This is a genomic window from Parabacteroides caecihominis (assembly GCF_023656785.1).
GTDB classification, from domain to species: domain Bacteria; phylum Bacteroidota; class Bacteroidia; order Bacteroidales; family Tannerellaceae; genus Parabacteroides; species Parabacteroides segnis.
In genome coordinates, this window is the sequence record NZ_JAMOKS010000026.1 from 1 (window position 1) to 17,067 (window position 17,067).

The following is a 17,067-nucleotide window of genomic DNA, read 5'->3' on the forward strand; positions in this document are numbered from 1 at the left end:
CTATATAGAAGTATCCCAGAATCACCGCTACACGGTCAATATCACTAAAGCCGACGAATATCATCTTGACTTCACGATCAACGTGGAAGACTGGACGGACGAAGGTAATATCGACGATTATGAACCGGGTGGGGAAGCGGATGAGAATGGCGTTACAGTAAATGTAGGAGGGGGAGACGTTACGTATGATGTTGCAACACGTATGGTAACAATGCCTATTGTTGACGGTACACAATTTACGATGGAAGGTGGTTCTACAGCCGGTTATTACGTAACCATGTATTACGAGGGCAATGATACGGAACACCAGTGGTTGACTATAGATCCACTTGCCGATAATATGACAAAAGCAGATGTTACACCTGTTATATACACTATAAAGAAAGATGCTACTTATACGGATACAAAGTATCCTATCGCTTTCATCCGTTTTACAGATAAGATCTCGGCAAAAGAAACTATTGTTATTGTTCAGCCGTTTGCAAAGCCAACTGTATTAGTAAATAATTTATCAAATGGCAGTACTTATGCTGATAACGTATTGAGTCTCTACCAATCAACAGCTATTTCACAACCAACAGTTACTTTGAATGTCTTTGCGTCTGGTGGTAGTCGCTTAGAATTTATAGGTTGGACTACTCCGGTAAATTGGTTGACCATAGCACCTGCAGTGGAACAGAATATATCTTTGGCTAATTATATATTAACTTTAAATTCATCAGATGCAAGTTTTCCCGATCCTTATCCTTTGGAAGGTAAAACATTTACATTTACCAATAAGGCAAATGAGGAAATGAAGGAAACGGTTACTCTGAAGCTGAAATCCGATCTAACTATAACCTCAACAACAGTAGCGCAAGCTGAATTTGATAATAGTAGTAGCACATTGAAGTTATTTAATAATGAAAATGATAAAGTGAAATTAACTGTAAATACGATAGGTGGTTCTGATGTGTTGAATGTTCCATCATGGTTGATTGTCACTAAAGAAGATGAAGGAAAAAATCAAACGATTTATACATTTAATGTTGCATCTGGAACTACCACGAATATGAATGCAGACATTACAATTCGTAGTAAAGCGGATAATACAATTATTAAAACATATAAAGTATATGCTATTAGTAGAGATGTGACTTTTTCTACTCCAACAAAAAATTCTGATTATACAACTGTAAGTAACTTTACATCAACAACTCCTACAATTTCATATTTTGCTTGTGAAGGCTCTTATGTCGAGTTTAAGGTTACATCACCTAAAGGCGTTACGGTTGTTAATGGCTCTTGGTGCAACTTAGATGTTATGTCGGAGACAACTTTATCAACAGGCCAAAAACAAACAACGATTAGAATGAATAGAATTAATAATGATAACTGGCATGGTACACCTACGAATGATTGTAATGCGTCTGTTACAGACAAGTATAGCGGCTCATTAAAGAAAAATATTACCGTGAAACAATATCAAATAGTATATCCAGGTAGTAAGGTTCCACCAACTCTTGTAAAAGGTTATTGGGTTGCCCCAGTTAATTCTGTAAGTTCGATTTCATATAATGATATGCGTAGTAGAGTTACAAATGGGACAGCATGTCCTTCAAATTGGCGAATTCCAACTCATTCAGAATATCTGTCACTTGCAGGTATTTCTGGAGGTAATACCCTTGCCTATGATCTGAATTCGTATCCAGAACTAAAGGCAGCCTATAGGCCTGGTTCTGGAGAAGTTCATTACTGGGCTTCGAATGATGATAGAATCGGTTATGGACTTAGATTTGTTAACGGAAAGTTCTCAACATGGACTTTAGGAGATAAAAATATCAGTAATCTCCGTTGTATAAAAAATAAATAGAAAGTTTCTTCAAAATAGAAGATGTTTATTAATTAAACAATTTATTTATGTCAAATTACACCAAATTCTGGAAGGTCTGGCTACGCCTGAACCTCCTGACGAAAGATGTGGATAACGACTACACAGCCGAAGTATCCACCATGAAAAACACCTTGCGTAACGAAGATATCGCGCAGCGTATAGTAGATGAAGGTTCGGAATACAAGTACGACACCTTGTTATCAATCATTAACCAACACGACCGCGTCATCCGTGAAGCGGTCATGGACGGTTATAGTGTTCTCACGAAAACCTGCCAGTACACCCCGCGTGTGGCAGGTTCATGGATCGGCTCGAGTGCCAAATTCGACCCGGAGAAACATAAGGTAACGCTGGATCTTATTCTTGCTTCCGAAATGCGCGAATCCTTGAGTCATGTCGGGGTGGAGGTTTTAACTGTGAAAGATAGCGGTGCCAACATCGGTCTGGTTGTAAATACGTTTACCGGCCTCTCTAATGATGTCATCACTCCCGGTGATGATATTCGTATTGAAGGCGAAAAGATCCGTGTATCCGGTGAAGCCGAAGGTGTCGGTGTCTTCTTCATTGCCAGCGACGGCACGGAACATCCCGTCACCCGCCGCCTGACAACGAACGATCCGAAATGCCTCCTGGCCCGCGTCCCATCAGACTTGGCGGACGGTCAGTACACCTTACGTATCGTCACCCAGTTTTCCAACACAACGACCCTGTTGAAAGAGCCCCGTACCATCGAGTACGAACGCCCATTAACCGTCGGCAACGGCGGTAGTGGCGGTGGTGACCGTCCCGAAATCGAATAGCCTCCCCGCGTCGCATCGAGACGTCGCCTTACGTCTCGCCGCGACGCAACCCATCGTCTCCCCTAAACGCAACGTTACGTCTCATCGAGACGCAGCACGGCGTTTAAGGGGGACGGTAATTTTACATCTCTAATTAATCTATTACGTGATATAATATCCTATATTTGTATGAGAAAAAATAAAGTTATGAATGCAGCCGTAAGAAAATTGCCGATAGGCATACAAAGTTTTGAAGATATAAGGAACCAGGGTTTTTTATATGTTGATAAAACAGCCTTGATTTATAAAATGGCAACTACGGGAAAACCTTATTTCCTGAGCCGTCCCCGTCGTTTCGGTAAAAGTCTGTTGTTATCTACCATTGAAGCCTATTTTCAGGGAAAAAGAGAGTTGTTTAAAGGACTGGCTATCGAGAAACTGGAAACGGATTGGCTGGAATATCCGGTGTTGCATCTGGATCTGAATGCCCGTAAATATGAATCGGTCGAAGCTTTGGTTGCTATATTGAATCAGCACTTGGAAATATGGGAAGCATTATATGGTGATGAAAAAAAAGGTCGGAGTCCTGAAGAGCGTTTTATTTATGTGATAACTAGAGCTTATGAAGTAACAGGTCGTCAGGTTGTAGTCTTGGTAGATGAGTATGATAAGCCTCTATTGCAGGTTTTTGGGGATGAAGAACTTCAAACGGAGTATTTAAAGACATTAAAAGCTTTTTATGGTGTATTGAAAAGCATGGACCGTTATTTGAAATTCGTTTTTCTGACGGGGGTAACTAAGTTTGCACATGTGAGTGTATTTAGTGATTTGAATCAACTGGATGATATAAGCATGCGGAAAGATTATGAATCAGTTTGTGGAATAACAAAGGAGGAACTCGTTACTCAATTTGTACCGGAGTTGAAAAATATAGCTTTGGCAAACGAACTGACAGAAGAAGAGGCTGTGCAAAAAATGACAAAGCAATATGACGGTTATCACTTTTGTCAGAATGCAGTAGGCATGTTTAATCCGTTTAGCGTTCTGAATGCTTTAAAATATAGTACGTTTGATAATTATTGGTTCCAAACGGGAACCCCGACGTTTCTTGTTGAACTGTTGAAGAAAAGCGACTATGATTTGCGTACTTTGATAAACGGTGTCGAAACAGATGCTTCTTCTTTTTCAGAATATAGAGTGGCTGTTAATAACCCTATTCCGTTGATTTACCAGAGTGGTTATTTGACTATAAAAGATTATGATCCTCGTTTTAAATTATATACACTTTGTTTTCCAAATGAAGAGGTGAAGTATGGCTTTCTGAACTTTATTGCTCCTTTTTATTCCTCCATATCCGATGAAAATAAGGTGTTCTATATCGGTAAGTTTGTTCGTGAACTGGAAAGTGGCGATGTGGACTCTTTCCTGACGCGTCTGAAAGCTTTTTTTGCAGATTTTCCGTATGAGTTGAATGATAAGACTGAACGTCATTATCAAGTCGTTTTTTATCTGGTATTTAAACTGATGGGACAATTTTGTGATGCGGAAGTACGGAGTGCCCGGGGGCGTGCGGATGCTGTTGTTAAAACAAAAGAATCTATCTATATCTTTGAATTTAAACTGAATGGTTCTGCTGAAGCGGCTTTAAAGCAAATCAATGATAAAGGATACCTGATACCCTATATGGCTGATAACCGTAAACAGATAAAAGTCGGCGTTATGTTCGACGCCTCCGAACGTAATATCGGACAGTGGCTTATTGAAGAATAAAAAAGGAATAGCCGTCTATTCCCTGAATGAATAGACGGCTGAGATATTGATAATGTCTTGATGTAGCGGGAGCGTCCAGACAACTGTATTATCCGGAGTTACTTCTACCAGTAGTGGTTGCGATTTGTCTTTACTATGTCCGTTCCAGTTACTTATCAGCGTGTTTCCGTTGTCATACCGGACCAGTTCGGCAACAAACAACAAAGAGGTGTTCTGTAAGTCGTCGCTTCCGACTTTTCTGACAATCTGTTTGCCGGCAGGGTCTATCTCCACGAAATTATGTGCATCGCCGCAGGATACCAGCCAGTTTCCGTTTTTCAGTATCTGGATGGCGAAGGGATTGCCACCGCATTCGACCCTGTTGATAATTTCCTTTTCTTTAGTCATTTCAACTACTTCCCCTTTTCCCATCAGTGGTATCAGGTAAGTGTTTTGCGGTGTCTTTACAATCTGGCGGAACTGGTCGTGCACACCGGTGATGCTGGTGTCAAACTCAATCTCTTCGACAGGATGACCTTGCGGGTCGAGTTCGATGATGCGGGAAGGGGTGCCGCAGATTGCCAGCATGTAATGGCCGGAAGGCAGCTGGGTTGCGGTGAATAATTCTTCCCCTTTCTTTGCTTTGAAGTCCCACACCGTCTGCTGGTCACGGGTAATCATCCGGGCACCGGAAGTGTAGGCATACAGGATATTTCCTTCCCTGGTTATTTCAACATCGTTGCAGTCTTCCCCTTTGTTAAGCGGGTGGCTCCATTCTATCTCTCCTGTTTTTTTGTCGAGAATTGCTACCTGTTTCCAGCCACAGCCGGAAACAAGCAACTTTTCTCTGGTATTGCTGCACGAGCAACAAGTGCTAATTACTACTACAATGCAAAACAGATATTTAAAATAGCGTTCTATCATTCTTCAGTCATTACTACACGGAATCCTACATTATATACTTTCTGATATTCACGGTACGGCAGGCGGAAAGAAGATGTCGAACGGTAAGGACGGTCGTACCAGGAACCTCCGCGTACAACCCGTTTGCCGTTTTCCGAAGACAACTCGTTTCGGCCGTCATTTTCATTGTACGGATAAGGCAGATAGGAAGATAAAGTCCATTCCCATACATTTCCGTGCATATCGAACAAGTCCCATGGGTTGCGGACGTAACGTCCTACCGGTTCGGAGATGAAACCTCCGTCGTTGTAAGTCGTGTCGCGCGGAATCCAGTCGTCGTATTTGTTGGGATTATCGATAACCCTTGCACTTTCGTAGTGCTTATAAGAGGTACAGGCGGCGAACTCTTTCAGCTTGATGTCTCCCAAGTTGGCATAGCGTGAGAAATCGGCTGACATGTCGCCATACCAGAAAGGCGTATCGCTTCCGGCACGGCAAGCCCATTCCCATTGCGCTTCGGTTGGAAGCGAGAACTTCATGCCTGTCTTTTCGGATAACCATTTGCAATACTCCATCGCTTCTTGCCAGGAGATGCGTACGGCCGGTTGGTCGGGATGGTTCATGGAATAGCCTTTGCGTCCGAACTGGTAGCCGTGGCGGTGTTCGTCGCGACTATCGTGTGCCGGGTTATAGGCCCTGAACTGTGCGTTAGTGATTTCGAAACGTCCTATCCAGAAAGGTTTGTCTACCTGTACGATTGTCTGGGGCAATTCGTCCGGATGCCGGTCGCTACCCATGATGAAGGAACCTGCCGGGATTTTCACCAATTCCAAAGTAATACCGTTACCCAGCGGGATGCTTTTCTGGAAGTTGCCTAATGCCAATTGCTTCCATTGCGTGTTGTCCCATTGTGCGTATGATTTTTCGGTTGGGTTATAAAGAGGCCATTTAGCCAGCAGGGTATCGCCTAAAGGTTTCTGTTCCTTTTCAAATCTGACGGGTTCTATATTCTGTGGGATTTCCGGTAACCATTCGGCTGTCGATTCCGGGGCACCGAACATTTCGCGGTATAATTCCCGAAGTTCATTACTCTTTTCTGCATCTTCAAACTTCGGAATGTCAGAACGACGTCCGTGGAAAGGTGCATTGAAGTCTATCCAGCAGGCTAGCTTCTCCATAGACTCTTTATCCAGTTTAACGCCGTAATGCCCTTTCTGGAGAATCTGCATCAGTTCGGTCTGATCGGCATGTACGTCCATCGGAACCAGCATGTGCATATCGCTTTCGATACCCGGCCGACGCACGTAACGGTGCAGGTTGGCATACGAAAGTGTAAAATGTCCGCCGTTTTTCCAGGCTCTTCCCGATATGTTTGAAGTCCAGTCATTAATCCATTTGTCTCCTTTCAGGTACGGCTTTCCGGGTTTGTCCTGATTGTGGCAGGAGATACAATATTTATCCAAAACGGGTTGTACTTCGTGACGGTAGCTGAATCCTCTCTCTTTTCCGTACCATTCTTTGATGGCTTGCGGTTTTTGCAGGGATGCTTTTGTCCGCTTCGGAATGGCTATTGTTGATTTTTCTTCATGGCAACCGATACAAGAGACCGTTTCGCCCGGCATTCCGGTAAACCAGCTTCTCATAACCTGTAATGCTTTTCCCTCTGCATCCAGCGGTTGTACAAATACGGCCGTATTGGCAGGGATTGTGAACATGGCCGAGCCGTCTTCTTCAACATCCACTTCGCCCAGGATTCGCTTGATGTCCCACGGTCCGTCCATACCAATAGTGCCCAGCAATCCGCCCTGACCCCACGGGCTGAAGCTGAAAGAGCCGATGCGTAGTTTCTTTACTGTACCACGTGGAATACCTTTTAGTCCTTCACCTTCATAAATATCTTGCAGGAAAACAGTGGAAGTTGAAGATGCCAGATTGATACGGTCGGGAATTACATTCGGTGATTTACGACTGTCCATCAACACCGGTTCAAGATAGGCAACGTTCTCCTCTTCGGCAATCAGAGTACGGTTATCGAACGTGTCGACCAGATAAAGTCCCCATAAGCTTTCCGGGTTTTCCTTCATGGAAACCAAATAGTATGTATCGTTCAATGGATACGGTTGCAGGAACTGCGGCCATATACCGTCGGGCAGGCGGTCGCGAACGACAGCTTCCACTTTTCTGCCGGCATACGGGATTTCGGCAACGACTCCGTCCGCTTCGTGGCGGCCTTTATTGGTATCGATGATCAGCATGCGTCCGCTGCGCGAAACGCTGTGATGACCGGAGGCTATGCCAACCACGGCTGATGGTCGTCCCGGTATGGGGCGAGCATTGAAGAATGAAGTCGGAAAGTAGGAGTTGGAACCATAGAAAGCTGATTGTGTGGTGCCGTCCGGATTCATGGTAAACAGCAGGCGCGAATTGGAATGGGGCAGGTCAGCATATTCCCAACGCTGGTAGAGCACGGTACCGTTATCCATCATGACCGGTCCCCAATTGCTGTCCTGGTCGTATGTCAACTGACGGGTTTGTTTTGTTTTTGGATCATACAGGAATAATCCGCACATTTTATTTCCTCCATCTGTACAAGGCAGTCCGAGGAAGGTACCTGTCGAACAGAAGATGTATCGTCCGTCCGGTGTATAGCAACCGTCGAAGCTGTCAAAATCTTTATATGTATCCGGGGTTAGTTGATGGGTTTTGCCTGTGGTCAGGTCGAGTTCGAACAGATGCCAGCGGTCGGAAGTGCCGATGGAAGAAAACATAAGTCTTTTCCCGTCGAAGTGCGGTTCCGGGTCGGTGATGATTTTTCCGTCTTCCGGTTTGTACAGGAGTGATTGTTTTATTTTATCCGGATTGACGGTCAATGAAACAAACTCGTTGGTCCAGCCTGCTTTCGGATTTCCAATCTCCGAATTATTCTGGAAATTGGAAGGGGCGATGCCCAGTTGCCCGCTCATGGCTGTACGGGCCTTATCGCCCAGTGTCCGGCGGATGGCTACCACCTGTTTGTCCGCCAGCAAAGGGTTTGCCAGCAGGGCGGCATCCAGTTGTTTCAACAGTTTCTTTGCCTGTTTTTCCGCTTTGGGGTCTTTGGCTTTCAAACCGCTGATAAGTGTTTCCTTATCGGTTTTCAGTTCGTTGAGCGCTTTCTCCCAATTGGTGTCGGGGCGGTAACTGTCGGGATATTTCTTTTTCAGGTTATCTATTGCCGATTTGTATTTTTCCGGTGAGTAATAGGTAAGCCTGTTAATCAGGCTTTGCCAGGAATCCTGCGCCGAAAGGAGGAACGGACTGCATAGTCCGGACACGATAAGTAATACTGTTATAAGCCGTTTCATAGCGTAATTAGAATTATGTGATAAGATGAAGTTTAGTAATTACAAAAGTAAAGGCTATCCGGCTATAATCTTTGACAAAATAAGATGAATACTTTGCATAATCCGATATTGTGCATTTAAATATTATTCCTACATTTACACCGGTTAACTAATAAATGTCTGATATGCTTGTTTCTTATTCTCCATACGACCTGTCGTTGCCCTTGCTTTATGCCGACTATTCCCGGGTTGAAACCTGGTGGAATTATCAGGATGTCATCAGTCCGTTTTACCGGCTTTACCTGATTACAAAAGGGAAAGGAAAAGTCTATATTAATCAGAAGGGATACGAATTATTGCCCGGGCAACTTTTCCTTATACCCAAGTTTGCTTTCCATAGTTATGAATGTGATGATTTTATGGAGCATTATTATATCTGTTTTTTCGATGAGACGAAAGGAGGGAAAGGTATCAGCAATCCGATGAAAATGGATTTGCAGGTCGAGGCTACCCCGATGGATTATTCCCTGATGGAACGTTTTCTGGCGCTGAACCCGTATAAGTCGTTGCCGACGTCCGACCCGAAGCATTATGATAACGACAGGAATATTTATACCCGGGAAGATGAGGTTTCGGTTTCGACATTCTCCAACCTGGTGGAGAGCGGCGGTATCCTGTTGCAACTGTTTTCCCGCTTTATAACGGAAGAATGTTTGCTTTCACCGGAGGCGAACAGCTTGTATGAAAAACTGGATGTGGCTATACAATATATAAATAAGCATCTGGACAAGCGTATCTCTGTTTCGGTTCTGGCTGATTTGATGTGTATTACTCCCGACCATTTCTCCAAAGTTTTTAAACGGATTATCGGCATGCCCCCTTGCGAATATATCCAGATGAAACGAATCGAACGGGCACAGACTTTACTGCTTACTTCCCATATGTCGATTATCGAAATTGCGGAAAAAGTAGGCATCACCAACCTTTCCCAGTTTTCCCGCTTGTTCTCAAAAATGGTCCGTTGTTCCCCGAGAGAGTATCGTGTGAAACAATTCAATGAATTGAAGTCGGATAATCATCCTATGTGAGTTGATGTGTTACATGCCCGATTATGCCGTATATAAGGTAGGGACACGAACTTCTACTGATGTCAAAAAAAGGATTATCTTCGAAAAAAGGATGTAGGCAGTGTTCTTTTTCGTACTTTTGTCAGAGTCATTATCCGGTTAAAATAAAAAATGTATGAGCAGTAAGATTTACCCCATCGGCATACAGAACTTTGAAAGTCTTCGCAAAGACGGTTATTTCTATATAGATAAAACGGCGTTGATCTATCAGATGGTGAAAACAGGACGTTATTACTTCCTGAGCCGTCCGCGCCGCTTCGGTAAAAGTCTGATGATTTCCACCCTCGAAGCCTATTTCCAAGGAAAGAAGGAACTGTTTGAGGACCTGGCAATGGAAAAGCTGGAAAAGGACTGGATAAAGCATCCGATACTGCATCTGGATCTCAATATCGGGAAATATGATACACCGGACAGCCTTGATAAAATCCTGAACGAAGCTCTTCTGAATTGGGAAATTCTTTATGGTACAGGCCCCGGGGAAGTTACTCTTGCCTTGCGTTTCAAAGGTGTTGTGAAACGTGCCTGTGAGCAGACCGGTCAGCGCGTTGCTATCCTTGTAGACGAATATGATAAACCTTTGCTGCAAGCCATAGGTAATGAGGCTTTACAAAAGGAATACAGGAATACCCTGAAACCGTTTTATGGCGTGCTCAAAACAATGGACGGTTGCATCAAATTCGCTATATTGACAGGTGTCACGAAGTTTGGTAAGGTAAGCGTTTTCAGTGATCTGAACAATTTAATCGATATTTCTATGGATGAACGTTATGTCTCTTTGTGCGGAGTAACTGGGCAGGAGATACGTGATAACCTGAAAGAAGATTTGCAAGAACTGGCTGATAAGCTGAAAATGAGTTACGAGGAAGCGTTTGCCGAATTGAAGAAACGTTATGACGGTTATCATTTTGTGGAAAATACAGAAGGTATCTATAATCCATTTAGTTTATTGAATACCTTTTACAAGATGAAGTTTGGTAGTTACTGGTTCGAAACAGGCACCCCTACCTACCTTGTGGAATTGTTGAAACGCAGCCACTATGATCTGGAACGTATGGCACATGAAGAGACTGATGTCGATGTGCTGAATAGTATTTATGGCGATGAGCAGCCTATCCCGGTCATTTTCCAGAGTGGTTATCTGACGATAAAAGGGGATGATGAGGAATTTGGCCTTTATCGTCTCGGTTTTCCCAATGAAGAGGTGGAAGAAGGTTTTATCAAATTCCTGAAGCCTTTCTACACACGGTTTAATAAGATCGAAGCTCCGTTTGAGATACAGAAATTTGTCCGCGAGATACGTGCCGGCGAGATCGATGCCTTTTTCCGCCACCTGCAAAGTTTCTTTGCTGATACGCCTTATGAGTTGGTAAAAGATCTGGAACTGCATTATCAGAATGTGCTCTTTATCGTCTTCAAACTGGTTGGCTTTTATGTAAAGGCGGAATACCATACATCCTATGGCTGCATCGACCTTGTCCTGCAAACAGATAAATACATTTACGTCATGGAGTTTAAACTGGATGGCACGGCAGAGGAGGCCTTGCAGCAAATAAACGAAAAACAGTATGCACAGCCCTTTGAAGCGGATGGACGTAAATTGTTTAAAATAGGTGTCAATTTCAGTGCGAAGATCCGTAATATCGAAAAGTGGATTGTAGAGTGACTGAGTAAAAGAGTGAAATAAATACGTCCGGCCAAATGAGGTATTCAGTTTTACCTCTTTTGCCGGGCGATTTGTGTATTGTTGTTATTTATTAAGTTTTATCACTTCCGGAGTCCCTTTGGTAATGTAACGGATGATTACTTCGGGAGCGTCTTCACTGGTCTGCTCACAGGAGAAGGCTACGGCAGATGAACCTGCGGGAAGTACGGCATTTCCCTGGGGCTGCACTTCGCTGATTACATTATAGTTCTTATCGGTTACTACGGCCTTACCGTCGAATGTGTAAAGCAGATACTGGCGGTCTGAAATCTCGCAGGGGAACTTAATCACCCCTTGAGGCGTGGTGAATGACGGGTCTTTGATGGTTCCGTCTCCATCTACTTTCAGGCGGATGGCATATGTGCTTTCATAAGGACTGCTCCATGACCAGTCGGCACCGCCCGGTTGTCCCGGTTGCATTTCGGACAGGTTGCAACGGAAATGTTTGGATATATAGAGCGGATACAGGTTGTAATTCTGTTCGTCTGTTTTTTCCAGGTGCCATTCTGTTTGCGGATCTCTCAGACGGGCTTTCTGCTCGTCCGTGAATGCTTCTGCTTCGCGCAGCTTATCCCAGTTTTTGATCGCTTCCAGTAATTTATCGATTTGTCCGTGACGGCGCAAGGTGTTACTGTTGATTGTCATCGCATAACCGGCATCGAAACCGGCTGATTCGGATAATGCCCATTCCAGGTCTTCGAGGGAAGAACATTCGAAATTACGGTCGGCCAGACGGATCAGGAACCAACCCAGCATACGCGGGAACAGGTTGCGGTGGAAGAATGACTGGTTCTTGATACGGTTTTCAACCTGGCCGGTGCGCATCGCTTCGCCCCAGGGTTCACCCCAGTTCATACGGGTATGGATGTGCCATAAGTTGTGGCTGAGGCGGCTGGCGTCGTTAAGCACATTCTGGTCGAGCTGGTTGTAGAAGCGATAGACGAAACGGTTGTTTGCATATTCGTCCTGACCGGTATAGGAACATCCTTCCAAACCGTCGAAGGATATCTGGCGGATACCTGTTTTATTCATTATCTCAGCCAGGCGGTCAGCGTATTTGTCTTGCAGGACCAGATCAGGGAAGAGGGTTTTGTAAGGGTAGTCCCAGAGTTTGTACAGCGGTGTTTTCTGTGAATGGCTGGCGGCTGTTGTTCCCCAGGCGCCTCTTTTACAGTTTTTCAACAGAATGTTTTCTCCCTGCTCTTCTGTTGTGCCGTAAGTAATCAGCTCTTTATCGATCTGAAGGGTGTTGAGCGTCATCGGCATGGAGAATAGGTCTGACTTTTTGATTGTAATGTCGGTTTGGTCTTTGTTCAGGTCGGCTGTCAGGGTGAGTATGCCTTGTTTCAGCAAGTGGTCGGAAGGAATCGGTGTTACATAGGCGTCGTTTGTAGTCGTGAAGTTACTGAGTGTATGGACACCGACAGCGATACCCTGTGCCTTTGCCTTGTCTACCATCTTCTTTACGCCTTCATCCCCGCCTTTGGTGAATTTGGGGTCCCAGTTGAAATGTCCCCAGTCCAGGAACGGGCCACTATGGTAAACATATTCGAAACCGGCAATCTTAGCCTTGTCCAGGATCATATCAAAATTGTCTTCCGAGAAATCAGAGATCAGATAAGATTTCATGGCTGCGCGGGCTGTTTTCCCCCATTCGCCGTCGAACATCGGGTGGGGAAGTCCCTGCTCGATTTCAATCTCGCCGATACGGGCCAGCGCGTCTGTATTCTTACAGCCGAAGAAGGCTATTTTTGAACCTTTTATCAGTCCGTCTTCCCCTTCGACCGGGAGGACCAGTGATTTCTGTATTTGCTGTACTTTGCGATATTCCTGTTTGTTTCTTCTGCGGGCGGAGAAATGGAATACCGTCCCGTCAGAAATATCGGCGGCTGCCAGTTTGAAGTCAGGGATGCTGGCTACCGACAGTTCAGCAGATTTTCCTTTATAACCGTATGTGCTGGTAATCAATTGTCCATATTCGTCAGGGATGCCGGCATTCGTTTTAATGTTCAGCGCCTGTATACCGAAAGCAACACCGTTACCCTGTGCGACACCAACCACGTCTCCAACAACTTCATTGATCGTAACAGCTAACGGGCCGAACAGTAATACGTCGTATTTTTCCGGGATATTTGCTGCCTCCAATGTGATGCAGACATCGCTTTCCTTATGTTTCAGTGTGATTGTGCCGCCGTCGGACATCGTTAGTTTAAGTTGGTTTCCGTTGGCACTCATTTTGGACGGTGTTATGAGTTTGTTGTCTGTGCAGGCCGTTACGAGTGGATATTTACCCGTGTGAAGAATATCCTTGCCTTCTACCTGGATAGAAGAAAAGTAACCTTCATTGTTTATTCCTATTTGGGTGGAACGGGTTTTCAGATTTACATGCTGGGCCCTGGTCTGAAAAACCAGCGCGAAGGCAAAAAGTAGCACTAGTCTGCCAATTACAGAGAGTCGTTTCATGTTCGTTCGTTTAAAGTGTTTATCTATTTTTATTTCACCGATTGATGATTCTTATTTGCTTGTTGTTGAGTCTTCGGGCAAAAGACGAGCGAAGATAATAGTTTTTCTTTATACATGAAAAGCATCTGATCCTGAATGTAGAGATCAGATGCTTTGTTTTAATTATTTGTATAGTGATTTGATTAGTGCCGGGTCGAGTGATACAGGCGGATTGAAGCGGTCGGATGCCATATATTGCAGGATGCTTTGCCTGAACTGGCGGGCAGCCGGACGTTTATCCAGTTCCGTTTGCAGATCGGCACTGCATACCATCAGTTTGCCGTTACCGACTTTACCTTCCAACAGGATTCCCAGCTTCCGGTTTGTGAACCAGTCGTCGATCAGATGTACAACCGGGCGGTAATCTGCCGGGAAGTCATCCAGTACCATCGCATTGCAATGGCTTACCAGGTCCCACCATTGATAATCGCTATATTTCTCTGTGGGGAAAGCTGCCAGTGCCGGGTGTTTGGGATCACAGAGGATACCGAGCGTATGAGGCGGTTGTTTGTTGGTCCAGGCCGTGTTCCAGAAAATAGAGGAGAAGCCGACACTGATATTTCCTCCCTTTTCCGGCAGGATGCTTCCGGGTGACAACAAGAGCAGGACGTTTTCTCCTTTTTCCAGCTGTGCCATGGCCTGGTTATCCAATGCCGAAGTGATATAAGGTTGTTTATCTACCGTTTCTTGTTTTGCCGGATATACCCAGATGTTCCATAGGTTTTTACTGCCGGTTTCTTTCACTTCCGCACTGACAACCAATTGCGTCGGTTTTTCTATGCCGGAGAATGAATATTCGATATTTCCGGCAGGAATGCAATTGGTTACGGGCAGGTCTTTCACGAAGTTGCCCTGTGCAATCTTTTCTCCTACCTGGTTGCTGATCTCCCAGGTGATATTGGCTGCCTGTAACGGTTTTTCTCCGAAATGTGCCACTTCGAGGGGGACGTTCAATGTCTCGTTGTTCAGCCAGACCATTTTCGGGAAACGGACAAGAGGAACTGTTTTGTTACAGAAAGTACTATACTCTTCCGGTGTTACATAACCTTTTTCTTCCCAGAAGGGATCAAGAACGCCGACAAGGGCTGTTCCTTGTCCTGGAAAATCATGGAGGTCGAGTAATTGGAAGCCGGCGAAACCGGGCGTACGGAGAGCCCCTTCAATGTCTGCTTTGTAGCAAAGTGTTTGCAGGCGTCCGGATGCAAACAGGAAATCGTCTGCTAAGTCAGCCATATGATGTTCTTTCAAGGTTTCCTGAAATATCTCGAAGTTTTTAGCTTTCAGTACTCCTGTGTATTTTTCTATTTCTTTGAAATTCGGATAGACACACCACTGTCCAACTTCGTGGCTGACAGTCGGCATATTTTTCCGGATAATGTCGGCAAAGTCAAAGTCAGTACGGGGTTGTTGTGCGTTGATGATACTGTTCATACCTTCTCCCCAACGTTGGATACGTGGTTCCATAGGATCCCAATAGTCGGCGTTTTCAACATAAGGCCAGCCACCGGCACTTGTATAGACGCGGCGGAGGTCTTTTGATTTCCAATAATTTATCAGGCCTGACAAATATGTAGCCTGATTGGCTCCTCCTGGCTCGTTACCGTAAGCCATCATACAGAAAGAAGGATGATTACCGTACTCTTTTAGGATGCGGTCGCTTTCGTCATGGAACCATTGGTCGGAGTAACCTCCGTCGCCAACTGTTGCCCAGCCTGCGCATTCGACTTGTAGGTAAATACCCATGCTGTCTGCTACTGCGAAAGCTGCTTCCGGTGGACACCAGGAATGGAAACGGACATGATTTAGACCGTGTGCTTTGCATTGGTTATATATTTTTGCCCAGTAAGTATTGTCCATTGCCGGATAGCCTGTTAGTGGGAATATACAACATTCCAGAGTCCCGCGAAGGAATACTGGTTGTCCGTTTATTTCGAAACGCGTACCGTTCGCCTTAAACTCCCGGAGACCGAATGTGCGGCATTGTTCTTCTTTATTTTCGCCGTTTTTGATAACTGCACGTAAGGTGTAAAGGTTCGGAGTGTGTTCAGACCAGAACTGAGCGTCATCACCCATTGCTAGAGTGGCCTCCTGTATCATACCGGAACCGGAAGTGATCTCTATTTTGTAAGGTTTGCCAACGATACTTCCATTTTTCTTCTCTATCTGAAGAAGTAGGGAAGAACCGTTCGTTCCGATTGTTCCGTCCAACGAGACTATAGCTTTGATCGTTTTGTCTGTGATATTCGGGTAAATCTGTATATCGTCTATGTAGAGGGACGGTTTGGCTGTCAGGCTGATTGTCCCGATGACACCATTCCAGTTCGATTGGGTATGGTCGGATACACTGTGTGCGTTTGTGCCCACTTCTATATTTATCCGGTTATCTACGCGGAGAGTTAACGTGTGTTTTCCGGGGGACAATTCATTAAAAGTGTGTCTGTACGGAGTGGACAGTGATTCGTGTTTCCCCATTTCCATGCCATCCAGAAAGAGCGTCGTTTCCCAGTGCGTGCGTTCCAGTTCGAGTTCTACCGGCCGACCGTTCCATGAAGCGGGTATCTCTACTTCCTTCTGATACCATGCAACTCCTACATAATGCTTGTCCGGGTTCAGCCAGAAAGGAACTTTGATATTTCCTGGCTGACGGAATTTCTCATATTGGGGAGCATCGTACCATGATCTGTCGACGATTTGTCCGGTCCAGGGTGTTTCTATTCCGACATTGTCGCCATAACCTTGTTCCTGTAATGAACCAGGTAAATGAATTGTGTCGTTTAAAGATTTGTTATACCATTGTTCAGTTAATCCGATGTCATTAGGATCGAGGGCAAATAGCCATTTCCCTTGCAGGGATTGTTTGTCATCAACCTGACGGCAGGCCATTAGGGATAAAAAGATAAATAGGACTGATAAGTACTTTTTCATGAGTATTTAATAATATGTGAAATTATGATGCAAAGGAATCGTGTTCTCGATAAAAAATCAATAGATAATTTATTCTTATAGATGGATTATATTCTGATTTGGGTAATAGTTTTTCATTTATTTATGTGGTAATAACTAAAAATGCCGGCGGAAATAGAAAAATCTATAAAACGCCGGCGTTTCC

At 44.7% G+C, this 17,067-nt stretch carries 8 protein-coding genes and 1 pseudogene; 5 read left to right on the forward strand and 4 right to left on the reverse strand.

The window, feature by feature from the left end:
* From NBH14_RS19555 to NBH14_RS19565, 3 genes and pseudogenes are all read left to right on the forward strand, one after another.
* Positions 1-1,852: pseudogene (locus tag NBH14_RS19555) on the forward strand (hypothetical protein); the annotation flags it as partial.
* Between the two features lie 47 nt (positions 1,853-1,899).
* Positions 1,900-2,673, forward strand: a complete 774-nt coding sequence (locus tag NBH14_RS19560; protein ID WP_186960882.1) for a DNA-binding domain-containing protein — start codon at positions 1,900-1,902, stop codon at positions 2,671-2,673.
* 186 nt (positions 2,674-2,859) lie between these two features.
* Positions 2,860-4,422 (forward strand): PD-(D/E)XK nuclease domain-containing ATP-binding protein, encoded by a 1,563-nt coding sequence (locus NBH14_RS19565; protein WP_186960888.1) that lies wholly within the window; start codon positions 2,860-2,862, stop codon positions 4,420-4,422.
* 15 nt (positions 4,423-4,437) lie between these two features.
* On the opposite strand, the gene NBH14_RS19570 is transcribed toward NBH14_RS19565, so the two are convergent.
* Both NBH14_RS19570 and NBH14_RS19575 read right to left on the reverse strand, forming a co-directional pair.
* Positions 4,438-5,325, reverse strand: a complete 888-nt coding sequence (locus NBH14_RS19570; RefSeq protein ID WP_186960881.1) for a beta-propeller domain-containing protein — start codon at positions 5,323-5,325, stop codon at positions 4,438-4,440.
* Complete coding sequence (locus NBH14_RS19575; RefSeq protein WP_186960880.1) at positions 5,322-8,648, reverse strand: SUMF1/EgtB/PvdO family nonheme iron enzyme; 3,327 nt, start codon at positions 8,646-8,648, stop codon at positions 5,322-5,324. Before NBH14_RS19575 ends, NBH14_RS19570 begins: the two co-directional genes overlap by 4 nt.
* Positions 8,649-8,812: 164 nt before the next feature.
* On the opposite strand from NBH14_RS19575, the gene NBH14_RS19580 reads away from it, so the two are divergent.
* Both NBH14_RS19580 and NBH14_RS19585 read left to right on the forward strand, forming a co-directional pair.
* Complete coding sequence (locus NBH14_RS19580) at positions 8,813-9,715, forward strand: AraC family transcriptional regulator (protein ID WP_186960879.1); 903 nt, start codon at positions 8,813-8,815, stop codon at positions 9,713-9,715.
* A gap of 154 nt (positions 9,716-9,869) precedes the next feature.
* The gene (locus tag NBH14_RS19585; protein WP_186960878.1) at positions 9,870-11,417 is read left to right on the forward strand and encodes a PD-(D/E)XK nuclease domain-containing ATP-binding protein; all 1,548 of its coding nucleotides are present in this window, start codon (positions 9,870-9,872) and stop codon (positions 11,415-11,417) included.
* A gap of 84 nt (positions 11,418-11,501) precedes the next feature.
* Here NBH14_RS19585 and NBH14_RS19590 read toward each other — a convergent pair whose 3' ends face one another.
* Positions 11,502-13,919: a hypothetical protein gene (locus tag NBH14_RS19590; RefSeq protein ID WP_186960877.1), complete on the reverse strand. Its 2,418-nt coding sequence runs from the start codon at positions 13,917-13,919 to the stop codon at positions 11,502-11,504.
* A 162-nt stretch (positions 13,920-14,081) separates the two neighbouring features.
* On the reverse strand, positions 14,082-16,883 hold the full coding sequence (locus NBH14_RS19595; RefSeq protein WP_186960876.1) for a DUF8487 domain-containing protein: 2,802 nt from the start codon (positions 16,881-16,883) through the stop codon (positions 14,082-14,084).
* Between the last annotated feature and the right edge of the window lie 184 nt (positions 16,884-17,067).

Bases quoted from the DNA above. Each gene is read 5' to 3' on its own strand.
- NBH14_RS19560 (WP_186960882.1), top strand. From the start codon at position 1,900: ATGTCAAATTACACCAAATTCTGGAAGGTCTGGCTACGCCTGAACCTC.
- NBH14_RS19575 (WP_186960880.1), bottom strand. From the start codon at position 8,648: ATGAAACGGCTTATAACAGTATTACTTATCGTGTCCGGACTATGCAGT.
- NBH14_RS19570 (WP_186960881.1), bottom strand. From the start codon at position 5,325: ATGATAGAACGCTATTTTAAATATCTGTTTTGCATTGTAGTAGTAATT.
- NBH14_RS19580 (WP_186960879.1), top strand. From the start codon at position 8,813: ATGCTTGTTTCTTATTCTCCATACGACCTGTCGTTGCCCTTGCTTTAT.
- NBH14_RS19565 (WP_186960888.1), top strand. From the start codon at position 2,860: ATGAATGCAGCCGTAAGAAAATTGCCGATAGGCATACAAAGTTTTGAA.
- NBH14_RS19585 (WP_186960878.1), top strand. From the start codon at position 9,870: ATGAGCAGTAAGATTTACCCCATCGGCATACAGAACTTTGAAAGTCTT.
- NBH14_RS19590 (WP_186960877.1), bottom strand. From the start codon at position 13,919: ATGAAACGACTCTCTGTAATTGGCAGACTAGTGCTACTTTTTGCCTTC.
- NBH14_RS19595 (WP_186960876.1), bottom strand. From the start codon at position 16,883: ATGAAAAAGTACTTATCAGTCCTATTTATCTTTTTATCCCTAATGGCC.